The following is a 16,325-nucleotide window of genomic DNA, read 5'->3' as shown; positions in this document are numbered from 1 at the left end:
ATCAAGTTCTATATGTAAATGTCCTTAAACCATGCGATTTCGAATTATTCGCGCAAATACACAAATTAAAAACCGCGGGTTTCGTAGCTACAAGACGACCGGGACGCGCAAAAGATACAGCCTCACACTATAAATATATGTCAAATTTTCAGGATGTTTCGGGAGGATTAAACGGCTTCTTCGCTTTTGGGGTAATCGAAAAACAGGAATTTTTTGGGGGCGCGATCGAAGTCTTCCCACTTTTCCGTGTCGGCCGAGATGGCGAAAACTCCTGCCGTGGGAACATTGTCGATACGGATTTCTTCCGTGAGATAGTTGGCGAAATCGGTGATGCCGGGGTTATGGGCGAAGATGGCGACGATGTTGAAATCATCGTCGATGCGGGTGATATGCTTCAGGAAAGTGGAAGCGTAGCAGAGATAGAGCTCCTCTTCGAGGAGGATGGCCTCGCGGGGATAATTCCATTCTTTGGCCATGATACGCGCCGTTGTGCGCGCCCGTTTCGCAGGACTTGAAATGACCAGCTCGGGCAGTAAACCGCGGCCCAGCAACCGGATGGCCATTTCTGGGGCGTTCTGTTTACCGCGTTTGTTGAGAGGCCGGTCAAAATCGTCCATGTCCGGGTCGTTCCAACTGGATTTTGCGTGGCGGATCAATAACAATGTTTTCATAGACATTGTAAGTAATTGAAAACAAACACTATCCTAAAATACGGGTTTTTGGCACAAAACACGCCAATTAAAGGAAATTTAACAATCGAAACCACGGAAAAGCCCACACGAACGCCCTGAAAATCAACGGGCCGGAACGCTTTTCGCGCTCCGGCCCGTCTGGAAAATATCGGTAAACCGTCCAGGGATCAGTATCCCCTTTCGTTCTTTCCTTCCATATAGTTCATGAAAGCCTTGTTCACCACGCGGTTTCCGCCCGGAGTGGGGTAGTCGCCGGTAAAGTACCAGTCGCCCAGGTTGCTGGGGCAGCTGGCGTGCAGGCTTTCGATGTTTTGATAGATCACTTCCACTTTCGCTTCGATGCCGGGCGGGGTGATGATCTCTGCGATTTTCGCGGAAATCTGCTCGGGCGTGAAAGGTTTGTAGACGTTTTTCACTACGTTTTGGGCGTTCAGTGTGTTGGTGCGCTCCAGTTCTTTCGCCAGGCCGTAAGCTTCCTGCAGGATGTATTCCTTGCCCTGCTCGCGGATCAGTGCGATGGCGGCCTGGAAGGCGACGAACTCGCCCATTTTGCTCATATCGATGCCGTAGCAGTCCGGGTAGCGGATTTGCGGGGCAGACGACATGACGATGATGCGTTTCGGGCCGAGGCGGTCGAGCATTTTGATGATGCTTTCGCGGAGGGTGGTACCACGCACGATGGAGTCGTCGATCACTACCAGCGTGTCTGTGCCGGGCCGGACGGTTCCGTAGGTGATGTCGTACACGTGCTGCACCATTTCGTTACGGCTGGAATCTTCGGTGATGAAGGTCCGCATTTTCACGTCCTTGATGGCGATCTTGTCGATCCGGACGCGGCGGTTCACCATTTCGTTGAGTTTTTCTTCATCGAAATCCTTGCCCCAGCTCATGATCCTTTCCACCTTAATGCGGTTGAGATAATCTTCGAGCCCTTTGATGAGGCCGTAGAAGGCTACTTCGGCGGTGTTGGGGATGAAGGAGAAGATGGTATTGCGAAGATCGTTATCGATGGCTTTGAGCACGGTTTCGGAAAGGTGATATCCCAGTGCGTGGCGCTCTTTGTAGATTTTTTCGTCGTTGCCGCGGGAGAAGTAGATCCGTTCGAAGGAGCAGGCGCGGCGCTCGCGGGCCGGGATGATCTCTTCGATGGAGTATTCGCCGTTTTCCTTTACGATGAGGGCGTTTCCGGGCATCAGTTCCATCACTTCATTTTCGCCCACGTTGAAAGTGGTGCGGATGGCCGCGCGCTCGGAAGCGGTCACGATCACGTCTTCGTTCACATAATAATACGAAGGACGAATGCCGTGCGGATCGCGGATAACGAAAGAGTCGCCGGAACCGATGAGCCCTCCTACATGGTAACCACCGTCGAACATGGAGAACGCCTGTTTGAGGATGTTCTTCACGTCCAGCCCGTTCTGCCGCTCCTCGTCCTCTTTGCAGAGGAAGTGGTGCACCACTTCGAGCATGGCCGCCAGATCACTGTTCTTATGCTTTTCGCCGGGTGAAACTTTCGTAAAGCTGAACAGCTCGTCCACATTCACCAGGTTGAAGTTACCGGCCATGGTGAGGTTGCGGGCGGGGATGGTATTGTATCTAACGAAGGGATGGCAAAGGTCGACGTCGTTTTTGCCCTGGGTGGCGTAGCGGAGATGCCCCAGCAGCAGTTCCCCCAGGAATCGGACGTGCCCTTTCATGAGGCCCGGGTAGCGGGTGATCTCGGGTTGGTATTTCTCTATTTCTGCGATTTCGTCGCGCACTTTACCAAAAACGTCGCCGATGGGCTGCGGCTGTGCGCTCCGGATCCGGTGCATGAATGGCACCCCGGGCTCGGTGTGTAATTTTACAGTGGCAAGGCCTGCACCGTCTTGTCCACGGTTATGCTGCTTTTCCATGAGAAGGTACAGCTTATTCAGGCCGTAGAAAACCGTTCCGTATTTCTGTTGGTAATAACTGAATGGTTTTCTTAATCTTATGAATGCAAGTCCACATTCATGCTTTATCGCATCACTCATACCGTAAAATTGAAGTCGCAAAGTTACGCTTTAATTATCAAACGGCCGCATTCGCGGGAATGCCCTTTGCAAGTGCATCGCAGGGGAAACGTGGACCAAACGGGCCGGGGGCTTGACTGGCATGGAAACGTTAAAAAAAATCCCGGCGCTGTAGACGCCGGGATCGTATCATAAATTGCTGGATTTCGCTTAGTTGCTGGCCATCGTATTGCTCGCGGCCGACCATTTCGACACGTTTTCGCACTGTTTGTACTCTTCTTCCACATGCACATAGAACGTCGGCACTTTGTCTACCAGCCATTTGCTGAGGGCCAGTGCCTGTTTTTCCTGCAGCGTGCGCTGCTGGATGCGGGAGTAATCGTCGCTCAGGTTCTCGCGGTGGGGCTCGGTACGTGTTTTCAGGTACACGAGGCGAACGCCTTTACGGCCCTGTTCGTCGGTATATTCGATGGGTTTGGTAACGCCACCGGGTTTCAGTGAATCGAGCAGCATTACGATATCCTTTGTGGTAGGGTCGTTCAGCTGGTCGATGGTGATGAAAGTGCTGTTGGTCATGGGGTTGGTGAGCATACCGCCGCTGAACTTGGCCATGGGGTCGTCGCTGTATTTGGAAACAGCTTCACCGAAGGTCATTTTACCGGCAATGATGTTCGCGCGAACGGTGTCCAGTTTCTGGATAGCATGACCGATCTCGGTGTTCATTACGTTCGGCTTGATGAGGATGTGCTGCACGGTCACGTTGTCGCCCGCGCGTTTCAGCATCTTGATCAGGTGGTAGCCGAATTGCGATTTCACGGGGTTCGACATTTCCCCTTCCCGCAGGCGGAAGCTGGCGGAGAGGAACTCGGGGTCCCAGTTTTTGTCGTAACGGTTGAGGGGATAGATACCGCTGTTCTCACGAACGGCCGGGTCTTCTGAATACAGGTTGGCGAAGGTGCCGAATTCACCTTCCTTCTTTTCGACGCGTGCGCGGATGTCCATCAGCTTGTCGTAAGCGTATTTGTCCATTTCGCGGCTGGCTTTGGGAAGGATGATGAGCTGGCCTACTTCGAGCTCCGATTCATAGAACGGAAGGCTGTCTTTCGGTATTTTCTCGAAATTGTTCCTGACTTCTGTGGGCGTCACTTTTACCGAGTTCACGATTTTGTCGCGCATGGCTTTGGCGAGCATGTTTTCGCGGATAGCGTCGCGGAAGCGTTCGCGGAGCTGGTAAATGGTGTAGCCGGTAACTTTCGTCATGTTCTCACGCCCGTTGTAGCGCTGTTCGGCCCAGCGGATCTGGGATTCGATACGGCCTTCCACGTCGGATTCGGAGATGGGGAGGGAGTCCCGCTCGGCCTGGAGCACCAGGATCTTCTGTGCGATGATCTGTTCGATGGCGGCACAGTTAGCGTTGGGAGGAAGCGGCTGGCCTTCCAGGGCTTGCTGCTGCATATCCACCAGCGCCGATTCGATATCGGACTGAAGGATGATCTTTTCCCCCACCTTGGCGACGATCTTGTCGGCCACGATCTTCTGCTGTTGGGCTATTGCTACCTGGAAGAGGAGCATGGCGCCGAAGGAAGATATGACGATTTTATTCATATAATTGTTACTGTCTTCTCAAAGTAACTGATAAAAAATTAGCCGCACAAAGACGGCTAATGTATTTAACAAAAATTTCGGAATTGCGGCGGGCGGTGATGCCCGCCGCAACTGGATTTTAGAGGGTACGTTTAACTTCCACTTCTTCGAAGCCTTCGACGATGTCGCCGACTTTGAGGTCGCTGTAGTTTTTGATGGAGAGACCGCATTCCATGCCGGAAACCACTTCTTTCACGTCGTCTTTGTAACGTTTCAGTGATTGCAGTTCGCCGGTGTGTACTACGATACCATCGCGAACGAGGTTGATGCGCGAATTGCGGAAGAGTTTGCCATCGAGCACGAAACAGCCCGCAACGGTAGCCTTGTCGAATTTGTAGGTTTCACGGATTTCGACGTTCGCGGTAACCTTTTTCTCGATTTTCGGTTCCAGCATCCCTTCCATCGCGGATTTGAGCTCGTCGATGGCGTCGTAGATGATGGAGTAGGTGCGGATTTCGATATTCTCTTTCTCGGCGAGGCGTGCTGCATTGAGCGAGGGGCGCACCTGGAAGCCGATCACGAGTGCGTCGGATGCGGTAGCCAGCAGTACGTCGGATTCGGTGATCTGACCTACGCCTTTCAATACCACGCTCACTACGATCTCTTCTGTAGACAGTTTCTGCAGGGAGTCGGACAGTGCTTCCACGGAACCGTCCACGTCGCCCTTGATGATGAGGTTCAGCTGCTTGAAGTTGCCGAGGGCAAGACGGCGGCCGATCTCGTCGAGGGTAATGTGTTTCTTCGTACGGATACCTTGTTCGCGGACGATCTGGGCTCTGCGGTTGGCGAGGTCTTTCGCTTCGGATTCGTCTTCGTACATCCTGAACTTCTCACCTGCCTGCGGCGCGCCGTTGAGGCCGAGCAGCTGAACAGGGGCGGAAGGGCCTACTTTCTCGACGCGTTGTCCGCGTTCGTTGAACATGGCCTTGATCTTGCCGAAGTGGGAACCAGACAGGATCGTATCTCCCTGGCTGAGGGAACCGTTCTGCACGAGCACCGTGGTTACGTAGCCGCGGCCCTTGTCGAGCGTAGCTTCGATCACCGTACCGGATGCTTCGCGGTTCGGGTTGGCTTTCAGGTCGAGCAGTTCGGCTTCCAGCAGGATTTTTTCCAGCAGGACGTCGATATTCAAACCGTTTTTAGCGGAGATTTCCTGGCTTTGGTATTTACCACCCCAGTCTTCTACGAGGATGTTCATACCGGCAAGCTGTTCCTTGATTTTCTCAGGGTTGGCGCCGTCTTTATCCACTTTGTTGATGGCGAATACCATCGGCAGGCCGGCGGCCTGGGAGTGGGAGATAGCCTCACGCGTCTGGGGCATGATGGCATCGTCTGCCGCCACCACGATCACGGCGATGTCGGCCACTTTGGCACCACGCGCACGCATGGCCGTAAAGGCTTCGTGACCCGGGGTATCGAGGAAGGTTACTTTCTTGCCCGAGGAGGTGGTTACCTGGTAGGCACCGATGTGCTGGGTAATGCCCCCGGCTTCACCGGCTACCACGTTCGCGTTACGGATATAGTCGAGCAGGGAGGTCTTACCGTGGTCTACGTGGCCCATGATGGTCACGATGGGAGCGCGCGGTTCCAGATCTTCCGGAGCGTCTTCAACTTCGTCTTCTTCGTCGTCGGTAGCATCGTCGATCCCGATGAATTCCACTTCATACCCGAATTCTCCGGATACGAGCTCGATCACCTCGGCGTCGAGACGCTGGTTGATGGATACCATGATACCGAGACCCATACATTTCGAGATCACTTCTGCGAAGGAAACGTCCATCAGGGTGGCCAGTTCGCTCACGGAGAGGAACTCGGTTACCTGCAGTTTGTTGCCGTCTGCGGAATTCATGGCCTCGCGTTCTGCCATTTCGTGACGCTTATCGCGGCGGCGGCTGGCTTTGGAGTTTTTGCCTCCGCGGGTGTTGCCACCCAGTTTGGCCATGGTTTCCTTGATCTTGTTCTGGATCTCGTTCTTATCGATTTCACGGTCTTGCGGTCCGCGGGGAGCGCCCTGACCGAAGTTACCCTGACCGGGCCGTTGGTTACGGTTGCCGGGGCCGCGGTTGCCTTGATGGCCGCCGCCGGGGCCGCGATTACCCTGATGACCGCCGGGGCCACGGTTGCCCCGGTGACCGCCGGGACCACGATTGCCCTGCTGGCCGCCGTGTTGGCCGGGGCCGCGCTGGCCGGGGCCTCCGGGGCCGCGGTTGCCACCATGCTGGCCGCCTTGCTGGCCACCACCATGTTGACCGGGGCCGCGCTGGCCTGGCTGTCCGCCTTCGCGGGCGAATTCGCCGGGTTTAATGGGCTCGGGTTTCTTTTCTATAACGATGCGCTTGCGCTTACGTTTTTCGTCTTTGTTGAAGCCGCCTTTATTGTCTCTACGGTCTTGCGAAACGGGGAGTTCGATCTTCCCGATCACTTTGGGGCCGGAGAGGCGGGTGGCCTGGATATTTTCGATCACGGAACCGGCTTCTTCGCTGCCGCCGGCGTCAGGAGTGCTGGGGGCGGCGGGAGCTTCGGGAGCTGCTGCGGGTGCTGATTCCGCTTTGGGGGCGGGAGCGGGTGCGGCTTCTTCTTTAGCGGCGGGTTTGGGTTCCGGCTTCGGTTCGGGTTTGGCTTCGGCTACGGGTTTGGGCTCCGGTTTGGCTTCGGCGGCAGGCTTTTCGGGCTGCGGTGCGGGGGCCGGTTGGGCGGGAGCTTCTTCCTTTACGGCTTTAGGCTCGGGAGCGGGCTGCGGCTTGGGCTCAGGTTTGGCTTCAGCGGCAGGTTTGGGCTCCTGGGGAGCGGGGGCCGGGGCCGGTTTTTCTTCTTCCGGTTCGGGTTTGGCGGCTTTCTTGCGGTTGGCGGGATTGAGGGCTTCGAGATCGATGGTGCCCATGATGCGGGGACCGTTGATCTTGGGCGATTCCGGTTTCACGACCTCTTCCGTTTTCTCGGCTTTGGGTTCGGGCGCCTTTTCCTTCGGCTCGGGGGCCGGTTCGGGTTTGGGCTCGGGTTGGGCTTCGGCTACGGGTTTGGGTTGGGGAGCGGGGGCCGGTTCCGGCTTGGGCGCAGGCTGCTCTGTGCGGGCCTCCGGTTGGGGGGCCGCCTGGGGAGCGGGCTCAGGCTGGGGCGCGGGAGCGGGTTCCGGTTTGGCGGGCGCGGGTTCCGCTTTTTTGGCGGCTGCGTCTGCTTCCTCTTTTTTCTTCGCTGCCAGTTCTGCCTCTTCCTTCTCCTTCTTCTTGGCTGCGTCTAACACCGTTCCTTTCGGCAAAGCGATCTGGTCGCTTTTACGCTTGTTGGCCTTATCCTGTTGGAACTCATTCTGCAGCGCGTGATACATCTGGGCGGTGAGACGGGCGTTGGGAGAACCGAATCCATCCATATCATAGCCTTTACCGGCTAGGAAATCGATCAGCGTTTCCTTGCCAATGTTGAATTCCTTGGCTGCGGCCAGCAATCTCGGTGTGTTGTTTGTTACTTCAGGCATATCGTTTTCTCGTCCTTCCCGTTTAATCCCCACCAACCGGCGGAGCAAATCTTTTAACATTTTAACAATAACTCAAATATCTCTGCAATCAAAAAAGCCAACCCTATGGGAAGGGTGTAGCGGAAGGCTTATTCTTTTTCAAATTCTTCCTGGAGGATCCTTCTCACTTCCGTTACGGTTTCCTCCTCGAGGTCTGAGCGGCGAACCAGCTCTTCGGCGGTCAGGTCGAGCACGCTGCGGGCGGTGTCGCAACCGATGCGTTTCAGCTCGTCGATGATCCAGGGTTCGATCTCGTCGGAGAATTCTTCCAGGTCGATGTCAAATTCTGTCTGTTCCTGTTCTTCGTCGCGGAATACGTCGATTTCATATCCGGTCAATTCGCAGGCCAGTTTAATGTTGACGCCTTTTTTACCGATGGCCAGTGATACCTGGTCGGGTTTAAGGTAAACGGAGGCGTACTTATTTTCATTATCCACTTCCATCCGGCTGATGCGGGCGGGCGTGAGGGCACGCTGGATCAGGAGCTGGATATTGGCGGTGTAATTGATGATGTCAATGTTCTCGTTGCGGAGTTCACGAACGATGCCGTGAATCCGGCTTCCTTTCATACCCACGCAGGCACCTACGGGGTCGATACGGTCGTCATAGGATTCCACGGCAACTTTGGCTCTTTCGCCGGGCTCGCGCACGATCTTTTTGATCACGATAAGGCCGTCGAAAATTTCCGGAACCTCAATTTCGAGGAGTTTGGCCAGGAAGGAGGGATGCGTTCTGGAAAGGATGATCAGCGGGGAGTTATTCTTCAGTTCCACTTTCTTCACGACCGCTCTCACGTTCTCACCTTTCTTGAAATAATCCGTCGGTATCTGTTCGGATTTAGGCAATATTAGTTCATTCCCTTCATCATCCAATAATAAAACTTCTTTTTTCCACACCTGGTAAACTTCCCCGGTCACGATCTCACCCACACGGTCACCATATTTCTTTACAAGGATGTTCTTTTTCAGGTCGCCGATGCGGGCGGTCAGCGTTTGCTTCGCTGCCAGGATGGCGCGCCGCCCGAAGTCCAGTATTTCCACTTCCTCATACAAATCCTCACCTACCTGGTAATCCGGCTCGATCAAAATGGCTTCGGAATAAGCAACCTGCGCGTTCTCGTCTTCTACGGTACCATCTTCCACGATGGTGCGGCGGCGGAGGATTTCCAGGTCACCTTTCTCAGTATTTACGATCACGTCAAAGTTCTCATCTGAGCCATACTTCTTGCGCAACAGGGTCTTAAACACGTCCTCCAACACTTTCATCAGCGTTGGCCGGTCGATATTCTCGGCCTCCTTAAACTCGGTGAATGACTCAATCAGGTTAATACTAGCCATGTTATATATTATTTTAAAACACGATGCACACCTTTGTGTGCTTGATTTCGTTTAAATTGATGTTAGATACTATGATTTCTTTCTTTTTCCCTACCGTTTCCTCGAGGGTCAGCGCTTCTTCGGTTGCCGCCGTGAGCTTTCCTTCTTTAACGGTCCCGTCCAGCAAAGTCACCTCCACCTTCCGGCCCACGTTCTTCACAAATTGCCGATGCGTCTTCAAAGGCTCATCGAGCCCCGGTGAAGACACTTCCAGCGAAAAATCATTGTCGGGGAAAAGACCGGCCGCTTCCAGCTGAGGGTACAATTGCCGGTTCAGCGACACCAGCTTGTCGATCGACGCGCCGCTGTCAGCATCCACGTAAACCTTCACATTATTGGTAGGCTTGATCCTGATATCCACCACGAAATATTCCGGCCTGTCGGCCAGCAGCGCGTCCAGCATTTCCTGTATCCGCGCCGTAACTTGTTCGTTTGCCATACAAAATAGAAGAAGGGGACTCCCATCGTCCCCTTCATTTGAATCTTTATTCCGTTACAAAATTAGCATTTATTTTCATTTCAAAAACTATTTCTTTCACGCAAACCCAATACCAGACATATGATTAAAGTTTGTAATTGGTAGTCCGCTTCATTTGCCGTAACTTCCCATCCGCATGATTCTCCGCATTCAGCCAGAACTGGTGGCCTGGACGGCCGGCCTCGTTTTACTCGCGTGCATGGACCCGCATGCGGACCTTCCCAGCCTCTGCGTCTGGCGATGGATCGGGCTCGGGAAATGCCCCGGTTGCGGACTCGGCCATTCCATTTCCCACCTTTTCCACGCCCATTGGCAGGAAAGCTGGAATGCCCACAAGCTCGGCGCCCCCGTACTGGCGGTGCTGCTCTGGCGGATCGGACAATTGACCAAATCGCAAATTCATTCTTTCCGACATGGATAACTTTTATTACGCTTCCCTTCCCGGCATCGACCAGGAAGAAATGATCTGGCTCGAAGAGCTGACCAAAAAATTCGACCCCGAAACGCGGAAAAAATTCCTGTTCCTGTATCAATCCCGCCGAAAAGACCCGCAAACCATCCTTTTGACCTGCCTCGTCGGGCTCATCGGCCCCAACGGCATCCACCGTTTCCTGCTCGACCAGATCCTCCTCGGCATCCTGTTCGTCGTAACTTTCGGGTTCTGCCTCATCGGCACCATCATCGACGCCGTGAATTACCGCAAGCTCACCTGGGAATATAACAAACAAGTTAGTCTGGAAGTAGCGGCCATGCTCAGCAGGACCTGGACGGATCGTTAAAAAAATCTTAAAACCGGGTAAAAAAAGGGGGTATCTGCTATCTTTGCGGGATGGGATCGCTATTAAGATTACTTTTCTATATCCTCGCGATATGGTTCTTATATAAACTGATTTTCGAATTCATCGTTCCGGTTTACCGTGGCACCAAGCAGGTGCGCCGCCAGATGCGCGACATGCAGGACGCCATGCGCCAGCAGTTCGAGCAACAGCAACGCCAGCAACAACAACAGCAGCAGGCCGGGCCGCAGGTACCTCCCCAGGCACAGGAACCCGTGCGCAAGCGCGACGATGGCGATTACATCGACTTCGAGGAAATCAAATAATCCTTACTTTTTCGGCTTGAAGATATCCAGCACGGTGCCGGGCGATTGCAGGTGTACCGACTGGATACCCAGTGCCCGCGCGGCTTCCACGTTGGGCAGCGTGTCGTCTATGAACAGGGTATGCTCGGGCTTAAGGCCGTTTTCGTCCAGCACCATCTGCCAGGCTTCCGGCTCCGGCTTGCGGCAGCCCATGAGGTGAGAATAATACGTTTTATCGAAAAACGCGGCCAGCGACGGAATACCGCGTTCCCTTTCCAGAATTTTGTTGAACGCTTTCATATGGATCGCGTTGGTATTGCTCAGCAGGAAAAGGTCGTAGTGGTTCCGCAACTGCTGCAGCAACTGCAGCCGCGCCACGGGGTAATCCAGCAACAATGCGTTCCAGGCGTCGATCACCTGCTGGTCGGTAGTGCCTTCCGGCAGCACGCTCTTCATTTTGTCTACGAACTCCTGCTCGGAAACGCGCCCGGTCTCGAGATCGTTGAACAGGGTGCTGACGTGCGCCTGGGAGTAATGCTTCCCGAAATTGTCGAGCCCGAGCGATTCGAAAGCGCGGGCGGTGAGGCTGATATCGATGTTGAGGATCACGCCCCCGAGGTCGAAAATGATGTGTCTGATTCCTTGCATGGCGTGACAAATGTACGCGACACGTCAAAAATTTGTGACGGAATGCGGAAAAAATATTTACTTTTGCCATCCCCTGAAAACGGGGCACCCAATAAAGTTTGTTATACATTTTTGTCCTGAAACAAGGACCGGTCCTATAGCTCAGTTGGTTAGAGCATCTGACTCATAATCAGGGGGTCCCAGGTTCAAGCCCTGGTGGGACCACCTCCTAAAAGCCCAGACTACTTGGGCAAATTTGCTGAAACCCGCGTAAGCCTTGTGTTTGCGCGGGTTTTTTACAAATAATTTGTACAAATTTTCACAAAGATGTTCAAATCATTCGGTGAGCAAATCGGTTAGCAGATCCGCGACGTACATTTGTTAACCGATCAGCGGTCAAACGCTGTTCCGGCTTGAGTTTTACCAGTTTCGCCCTACTGTCAAGAACGGTGAAGTAATATCAAAATTGGTAAACAAAAAACCGTGATGTATGCGACAAGATCATCAAACCTTCTCCATCCTTTTTTGGCTGAACCGAAGCCGTATGAAAGACGGGTGCCCCACTATTTATTTACGGTTAACCCTGGACATGAAGCGGGCGGAGATTTCCACCAACCGGCAGGTAGCGGAATCGCAGTGGAACCAGGTGGGCCAGTGTGTCCGGGGGACTTCTCCCGACGCGAAGGCGCTGAACCAGCAATTGACCCTCATGAAAGCCGATCTCCTCCGCCATTTCAGTCACTTGTTGGCACTGGGGCAGCGGGTGACGGCGGAAAGTCTTAAAAATGCTTACCTCGGCGTCCGGGAGAAGGACAAGACGTTGCTGGAAGCCTACGACTTCCACATCCGGCGGTTTTCGGAAAAGGTGGCCGTGGGGAAGAAATCCGTCGGCTCCCTGAAACGGTTGAGCGTCGGGAAGAATAAGGTGATCGCTTTCATGAAGCACCAGTACAAAGTATCAGATAAGCCATTATCGGAGCTGAGGCTTGCTTTCGCGGGGGATTTCGAGCATTTCCTGACGACGCATCAGGAGATGACGGGGAACACGGCGACGAAATACCTCAAGCTATTGAAGCAAGTTGTCAAGATCGCAGTGGAACAGGGGTGGCTGGCCAGCTCACCCTTCTCCGGGTTTAAATGCCCCTACGAAGAGCCAGACCGAGAGCGGCTGACAATGGACGAGGTGATGAGGATCTATAACACTGAAATGCACATCGACCGGCTGCGGGAAGTCCGAGACGTGTATATCTTTTGTTGCTTCACCGGCTACGCCTATCAGGACGTTTACAATCTCATGCAGAACGATGTGACCACGGGGATCGATGGGGAGAAGTGGATAATTAAGAACCGTATCAAGACGGATAACCCTGAGCGGGTGCCGTTGCTCCCGATCCCGATGGAAATAATCTCCCGGTATAAAAACCATCCATATTGCCAGGAGACGGGGCGGCTACTCCCGGTGAACAGTAACCAACGGTATAATGCTTACTTAAAGGAAATCGCGGTCTTATGCAATATCGACAAGCATTTGACTACCCACACGGCCCGGCATACGTTTGCGACTACGGTGACTTTGGAGCATGATGTGCCGATTGAGACGGTGAGCCAACTATTGGGGCATCGGAGTATTAGGACAACGCAGATTTATGCAAAGGTGACCCAGCGGAAGATTAGTAATAATATGCAGGCGTTGAGAGTTAAATTAGAAAAACAATATTAAACAGACTAGAATTTCGATCCTAAGTGGTTAGTTTCCATATTGTTAATTGGTGAATCAATGTTAACAAATATTAATATTTTATAGCAATTGTTAAACTTAAAAGTAAAATCTCTCTATTTGAGAGTTTTTGCTACTTTTGTAAATATGAGCGCATAATCCCTTGCCATTCGGATTGAAACAATTATTTATGGTGCACATCATCAAAACAAAATCAATAAATGATTATATAAGCAATAATCCGAATTCAGGTAACGCTCTCTGGGCTTGGCACGACATCGTCCGCACAGCGAGTTGGGAAAAGCCGCAAGATATAGTGGAAACGTTTGGAGCAAAGGCTGTTGACATACTTCCGACATGGAAAAATACTGCTTGTAATCGAGCTGTAATTGATATAAAAGGAAACCACTTGCGTGTAATCCTTAAGTATCAGTTTCATGTCAAGCTCAAGCAAGCTAGAATTTATATCAAATGGATTGGCACACACGCAGAATATGATAAACTGTGCGACTTGAACAAACAATACGAAGTTGAAATGTTTAAATAATTGGCTATGAACCCGAAACTGATAAAAACCGAGAAAGAATACAATGAGGCAATTAACGCACTTGAAGTCATTGGCGACAAGGAAGATTTTGAGGAGAATGAAAACTTGATCGCTCAGTTCGAGCTTATTTCAAAATTGATCCAATTATACGAAGAAGAACATGCTCCTATTGTAAAAGGCCATCCAATAGATATTATCTTATTGAAAATGGAGTATATGGGCCTCAAACAAAAGGATCTCGTGCCATTAATCGGAAGCAGTGGAGTTGTATCAGAGGTGCTTAATAAAAAAAGAAGCATGTCCAAGAGAATGATCCGTGCATTTTCGGAGCTGCTTAAGATAGATCAAGAGGTTCTCAATACACCGTATGAATTGATTACTGATGCACACATCGGGAGAAAAACCATCGCTTTAAGATATCGTCAGTTATCAACCCAATTCCGGTTTGTGGATACTGCCATTACTCATGGTTTTAAGCAGCATGTAAAAGAATGTGGTATGCTTATACCCATATGCTAATTTAAAATGAAGACAATAACATTTTACTCATATAAGGGTGGAGTAGGCCGCTCACTCGCTTTAGCAAACATTGCGACTAAACTTGCTGAATTTGGCAAGAAAGTATGTATGCTAGATTTCGATCTTGAAGCCCCAGGCTTACACATAAAATTTGGGGATTACATCAGCTCTAAAGATATTAAGCCTGGTATTGTTGACTATATCTATGAATTTTCAAATCATCATAAGGTTCCAGAAAACATTATTGATTTCACAATAGAGATTGGAATACAACAAGATCCTAGTAAGAAAATTTTTTTGATCTCCGCAGGAGATCCTTCTGTGAAAGATTATTGGAAAAAACTAGCATTATTAAATTGGAATAAATTATTTTATGAGAAGAATAGTCTCGGTGTAGATTTTTTTTACAATCTTAAAGCTCAAATTGCACATCAGATAGCTCCTGATTTTCTGTTGATCGACTCACGTACCGGCATAACTGATATCGCCGGTATTACCATGTCAATTTTAGCGGACGAAATTGTATTAATGGCGGCTAATAACAAAGAAAATTTAGACGGCATTGGACAAGTTCTCTCCTCTTTAGTTATTCCCAAAAACACCATCAACAATTCAATACCTAAGATCAATATTGTTCTTTCAAGAATTCCCTTTTTCGCCGACCCAAAGGAAAAGCCTATGGAGACAAATATTAAAAACGCTGCGATAAGGAATTTGAATAATTTGCTGCTAAAAAAGGAAATTCATCATTTTAAGGTGCAGAAAATTTTTGTCATTCATTCAGATTCCGATCTGGAAATGCAAGAGAGCTTTAAGATAAATCCAAAAAGTAATAATCCTTTTAGCACAGTGAATGTTCCTATTACTACTGATTATCTGGAGTTGTTCGAAGAGCTAACCACTGGTATGTTTGGTGCCGATGAAATTGGTGAATTAGGAAACTTTAGAAATGCCGTTATCCTATTTGAGAGAGCATTAAATTCTGTTGAAGTTGTAGATAAGATAAGATTATTGGCGGATGCAGTCAAACTATATCCCAACTATCATCATGCATACTTTTTTCTTGGCCTAGCATACTATCAACTAAATCAATACGAAAAATCTTTGGAATCGTTTGATAATGCTTCAAAAATTTCATCTCAATATGATAATCAAATAATCTTCTACCGAGCTGCTATATTGGAGAAGCAAGGCCAATTACATAAAATTATTTCTCTACTGGAAGCAAATATTGGAAATGACTATATGCCTGCTCTAAATCACATGATGTTGGGTACGACTTATTCAAAACTAAAAAATTATACAACTGCTATAAACCATTACAAGGAGGCTATCTCTTTAGATCCTGAGAACCCAGAGGTATGGAACTTTCTTGCTCACATTTTACGTATGTTAGGCCGATTTGAGGAAGGTTTCGACGCAGTATACAAAGCCCTTGACTTAAACCCACAATTTAGCACTGCTACCTGTACGCTCGCCGAATTGCATGCAGCTACCGGAAATAAGAGAGAATTTTATAAAAATTTTGACCTTGCACTTTCATTTGGTCTAAAAAGCGAATTCTTACAAAGAATCCTTAAAGAAGACTCCTTATATAAAGAATTTTTTAATGATAAAAAGTTCTTAGCAATCCTTGAAAAGTATCAAATTGAACTTGATTGGGATATACTAAAAACTAAAAATTAATTCTTGGATTGAATTTGAGTAAAAGATATTTCCAATTGAGCCAAACTGAGATTTTAATACGATTAACCTTTTTTGTGCTTCTTAACTAGATTGATTTTCCACTAACTATAGTGTAGGTATTTAACACTGTTATGCTCCGTTAAAATCTCTTCATTTTCTCGATTTCTGATTGATATTGACAATTTTATTACATGTTTTTCCCTTCTTAGGCCATAGTGCCTAATTATGTATATCTAAATTGTTCCTGACAAGTATTAGGCCGCTGATGTATATTGCCTACTAGAATATTCACTTTACTCAAAATTACAGATGGTATGGGGCCGGTTATCATAGGGTTCATCGCGAAATTAGACTGTTCCGAAAAATGATAAATGGTCGTTGCCTGGCGTTGTTGTAGACAACAATACATCTTGCTATCGCCCCAACCGGGCGATCAAGACCCACAATTCCATT

The 16,325-nt window shown here is 50.1% G+C and carries 14 protein-coding genes and 1 tRNA gene; 8 read left to right on the top strand and 7 right to left on the bottom strand.

The genetic code is table 11. From position 1 onward, the window contains the following. Nucleotides 1–167: 167 nt before the first annotated feature. The 6 genes from WJU22_RS05340 to rimP all read right to left on the bottom strand — a co-directional run bounded on the left by WJU22_RS05340 (nucleotide 168) and on the right by rimP (nucleotide 9,656). Complete coding sequence (locus WJU22_RS05340) at nucleotides 168–671, bottom strand: SixA phosphatase family protein (protein WP_126245985.1); 504 nt, start codon at nucleotides 669–671, stop codon at nucleotides 168–170. Between the two features lie 188 nt (nucleotides 672–859). Then, on the bottom strand, nucleotides 860–2,587 hold the full coding sequence (locus WJU22_RS05335) for an amidophosphoribosyltransferase (protein WP_341842226.1): 1,728 nt from the start codon (nucleotides 2,585–2,587) through the stop codon (nucleotides 860–862). A 309-nt stretch (nucleotides 2,588–2,896) separates the two neighbouring features. Then, nucleotides 2,897–4,291, bottom strand: coding sequence for a peptidylprolyl isomerase (locus WJU22_RS05330; protein ID WP_341842225.1), 1,395 nt, complete (start codon nucleotides 4,289–4,291; stop codon nucleotides 2,897–2,899). Between the two features lie 118 nt (nucleotides 4,292–4,409). Continuing rightward, nucleotides 4,410–7,802 carry a translation initiation factor IF-2 gene (gene infB / locus WJU22_RS05325; protein WP_341842224.1) on the bottom strand — a complete coding sequence of 1,131 codons (3,393 nt, stop codon included), beginning with the start codon at nucleotides 7,800–7,802 and terminating at the stop codon, nucleotides 4,410–4,412. 128 nt (nucleotides 7,803–7,930) lie between these two features. Continuing rightward, nucleotides 7,931–9,178 (bottom strand): transcription termination factor NusA, encoded by a 1,248-nt coding sequence (gene nusA / locus WJU22_RS05320; RefSeq protein WP_341842223.1) that lies wholly within the window; start codon nucleotides 9,176–9,178, stop codon nucleotides 7,931–7,933. Nucleotides 9,179–9,191: 13 nt separating this feature from the next. Continuing rightward, the gene (rimP, locus tag WJU22_RS05315) at nucleotides 9,192–9,656 is read right to left on the bottom strand and encodes a ribosome maturation factor (RefSeq protein WP_341842222.1); all 465 of its coding nucleotides are present in this window, start codon (nucleotides 9,654–9,656) and stop codon (nucleotides 9,192–9,194) included. Nucleotides 9,657–9,831: 175 nt separating this feature from the next. Between rimP and WJU22_RS05310 the strand changes: the two genes are divergently transcribed. Genes WJU22_RS05310 through WJU22_RS05300 form a run of 3 tightly spaced genes read left to right on the top strand, consistent with a single transcriptional unit; the run spans nucleotide 9,832 to nucleotide 10,797 of the window. Continuing rightward, nucleotides 9,832–10,116: a DUF2752 domain-containing protein gene (locus WJU22_RS05310; protein WP_341842221.1), complete on the top strand. Its 285-nt coding sequence runs from the start codon at nucleotides 9,832–9,834 to the stop codon at nucleotides 10,114–10,116. After that, a complete protein-coding gene (locus WJU22_RS05305) occupies nucleotides 10,109–10,474 on the top strand; it encodes a TM2 domain-containing protein (protein WP_126245992.1) in 366 nt (121 codons plus the stop codon). The genes WJU22_RS05310 and WJU22_RS05305 overlap by 8 nt, the downstream gene beginning before the upstream one ends. 50 nt (nucleotides 10,475–10,524) lie before the next feature. Further along, the gene (locus WJU22_RS05300) at nucleotides 10,525–10,797 is read left to right on the top strand and encodes a DUF4834 family protein (RefSeq protein WP_341842220.1); all 273 of its coding nucleotides are present in this window, start codon (nucleotides 10,525–10,527) and stop codon (nucleotides 10,795–10,797) included. Nucleotides 10,798–10,800: 3 nt separating this feature from the next. Here WJU22_RS05300 and WJU22_RS05295 read toward each other — a convergent pair whose 3' ends face one another. Beyond that, entirely contained in the window at nucleotides 10,801–11,424 is a 624-nt protein-coding gene (locus WJU22_RS05295; protein ID WP_341842219.1) for an HAD family phosphatase, read from the bottom strand. Between the two features lie 130 nt (nucleotides 11,425–11,554). Here WJU22_RS05295 and WJU22_RS05290 point away from each other — a divergent pair. The 5 genes from WJU22_RS05290 (at nucleotide 11,555) to WJU22_RS05270 (ending at nucleotide 15,872) form a co-directional block, all read left to right on the top strand. Continuing rightward, nucleotides 11,555–11,628 (top strand) — tRNA-Ile (locus WJU22_RS05290). Nucleotides 11,629–11,893: 265 nt separating this feature from the next. Then, the gene (locus WJU22_RS05285; RefSeq protein ID WP_341842218.1) at nucleotides 11,894–13,123 is read left to right on the top strand and encodes a site-specific integrase; all 1,230 of its coding nucleotides are present in this window, start codon (nucleotides 11,894–11,896) and stop codon (nucleotides 13,121–13,123) included. Between the two features lie 187 nt (nucleotides 13,124–13,310). Then, the gene (locus WJU22_RS05280) at nucleotides 13,311–13,667 is read left to right on the top strand and encodes a type II toxin-antitoxin system HigB family toxin (RefSeq protein ID WP_341842217.1); all 357 of its coding nucleotides are present in this window, start codon (nucleotides 13,311–13,313) and stop codon (nucleotides 13,665–13,667) included. 6 nt (nucleotides 13,668–13,673) lie between these two features. After that, nucleotides 13,674–14,186 (top strand): hypothetical protein, encoded by a 513-nt coding sequence (locus tag WJU22_RS05275; RefSeq protein WP_341842216.1) that lies wholly within the window; start codon nucleotides 13,674–13,676, stop codon nucleotides 14,184–14,186. 6 nt (nucleotides 14,187–14,192) lie between these two features. Further along, nucleotides 14,193–15,872 carry a KGGVGR-motif variant AAA ATPase gene (locus WJU22_RS05270; protein WP_341842215.1) on the top strand — a complete coding sequence of 560 codons (1,680 nt, stop codon included), beginning with the start codon at nucleotides 14,193–14,195 and terminating at the stop codon, nucleotides 15,870–15,872. The last annotated feature ends 453 nt before the right edge of the window (nucleotides 15,873–16,325 follow it).

This window comes from Chitinophaga caseinilytica, assembly GCF_038396765.1.
In the GTDB taxonomy this organism is placed as follows: Bacteria; Bacteroidota; Bacteroidia; order Chitinophagales; family Chitinophagaceae; genus Chitinophaga; species Chitinophaga caseinilytica.
The sequence above is the reverse complement of the archived record's forward strand: the minus strand, read 5'-3'. Positions and strand labels throughout refer to the sequence as shown.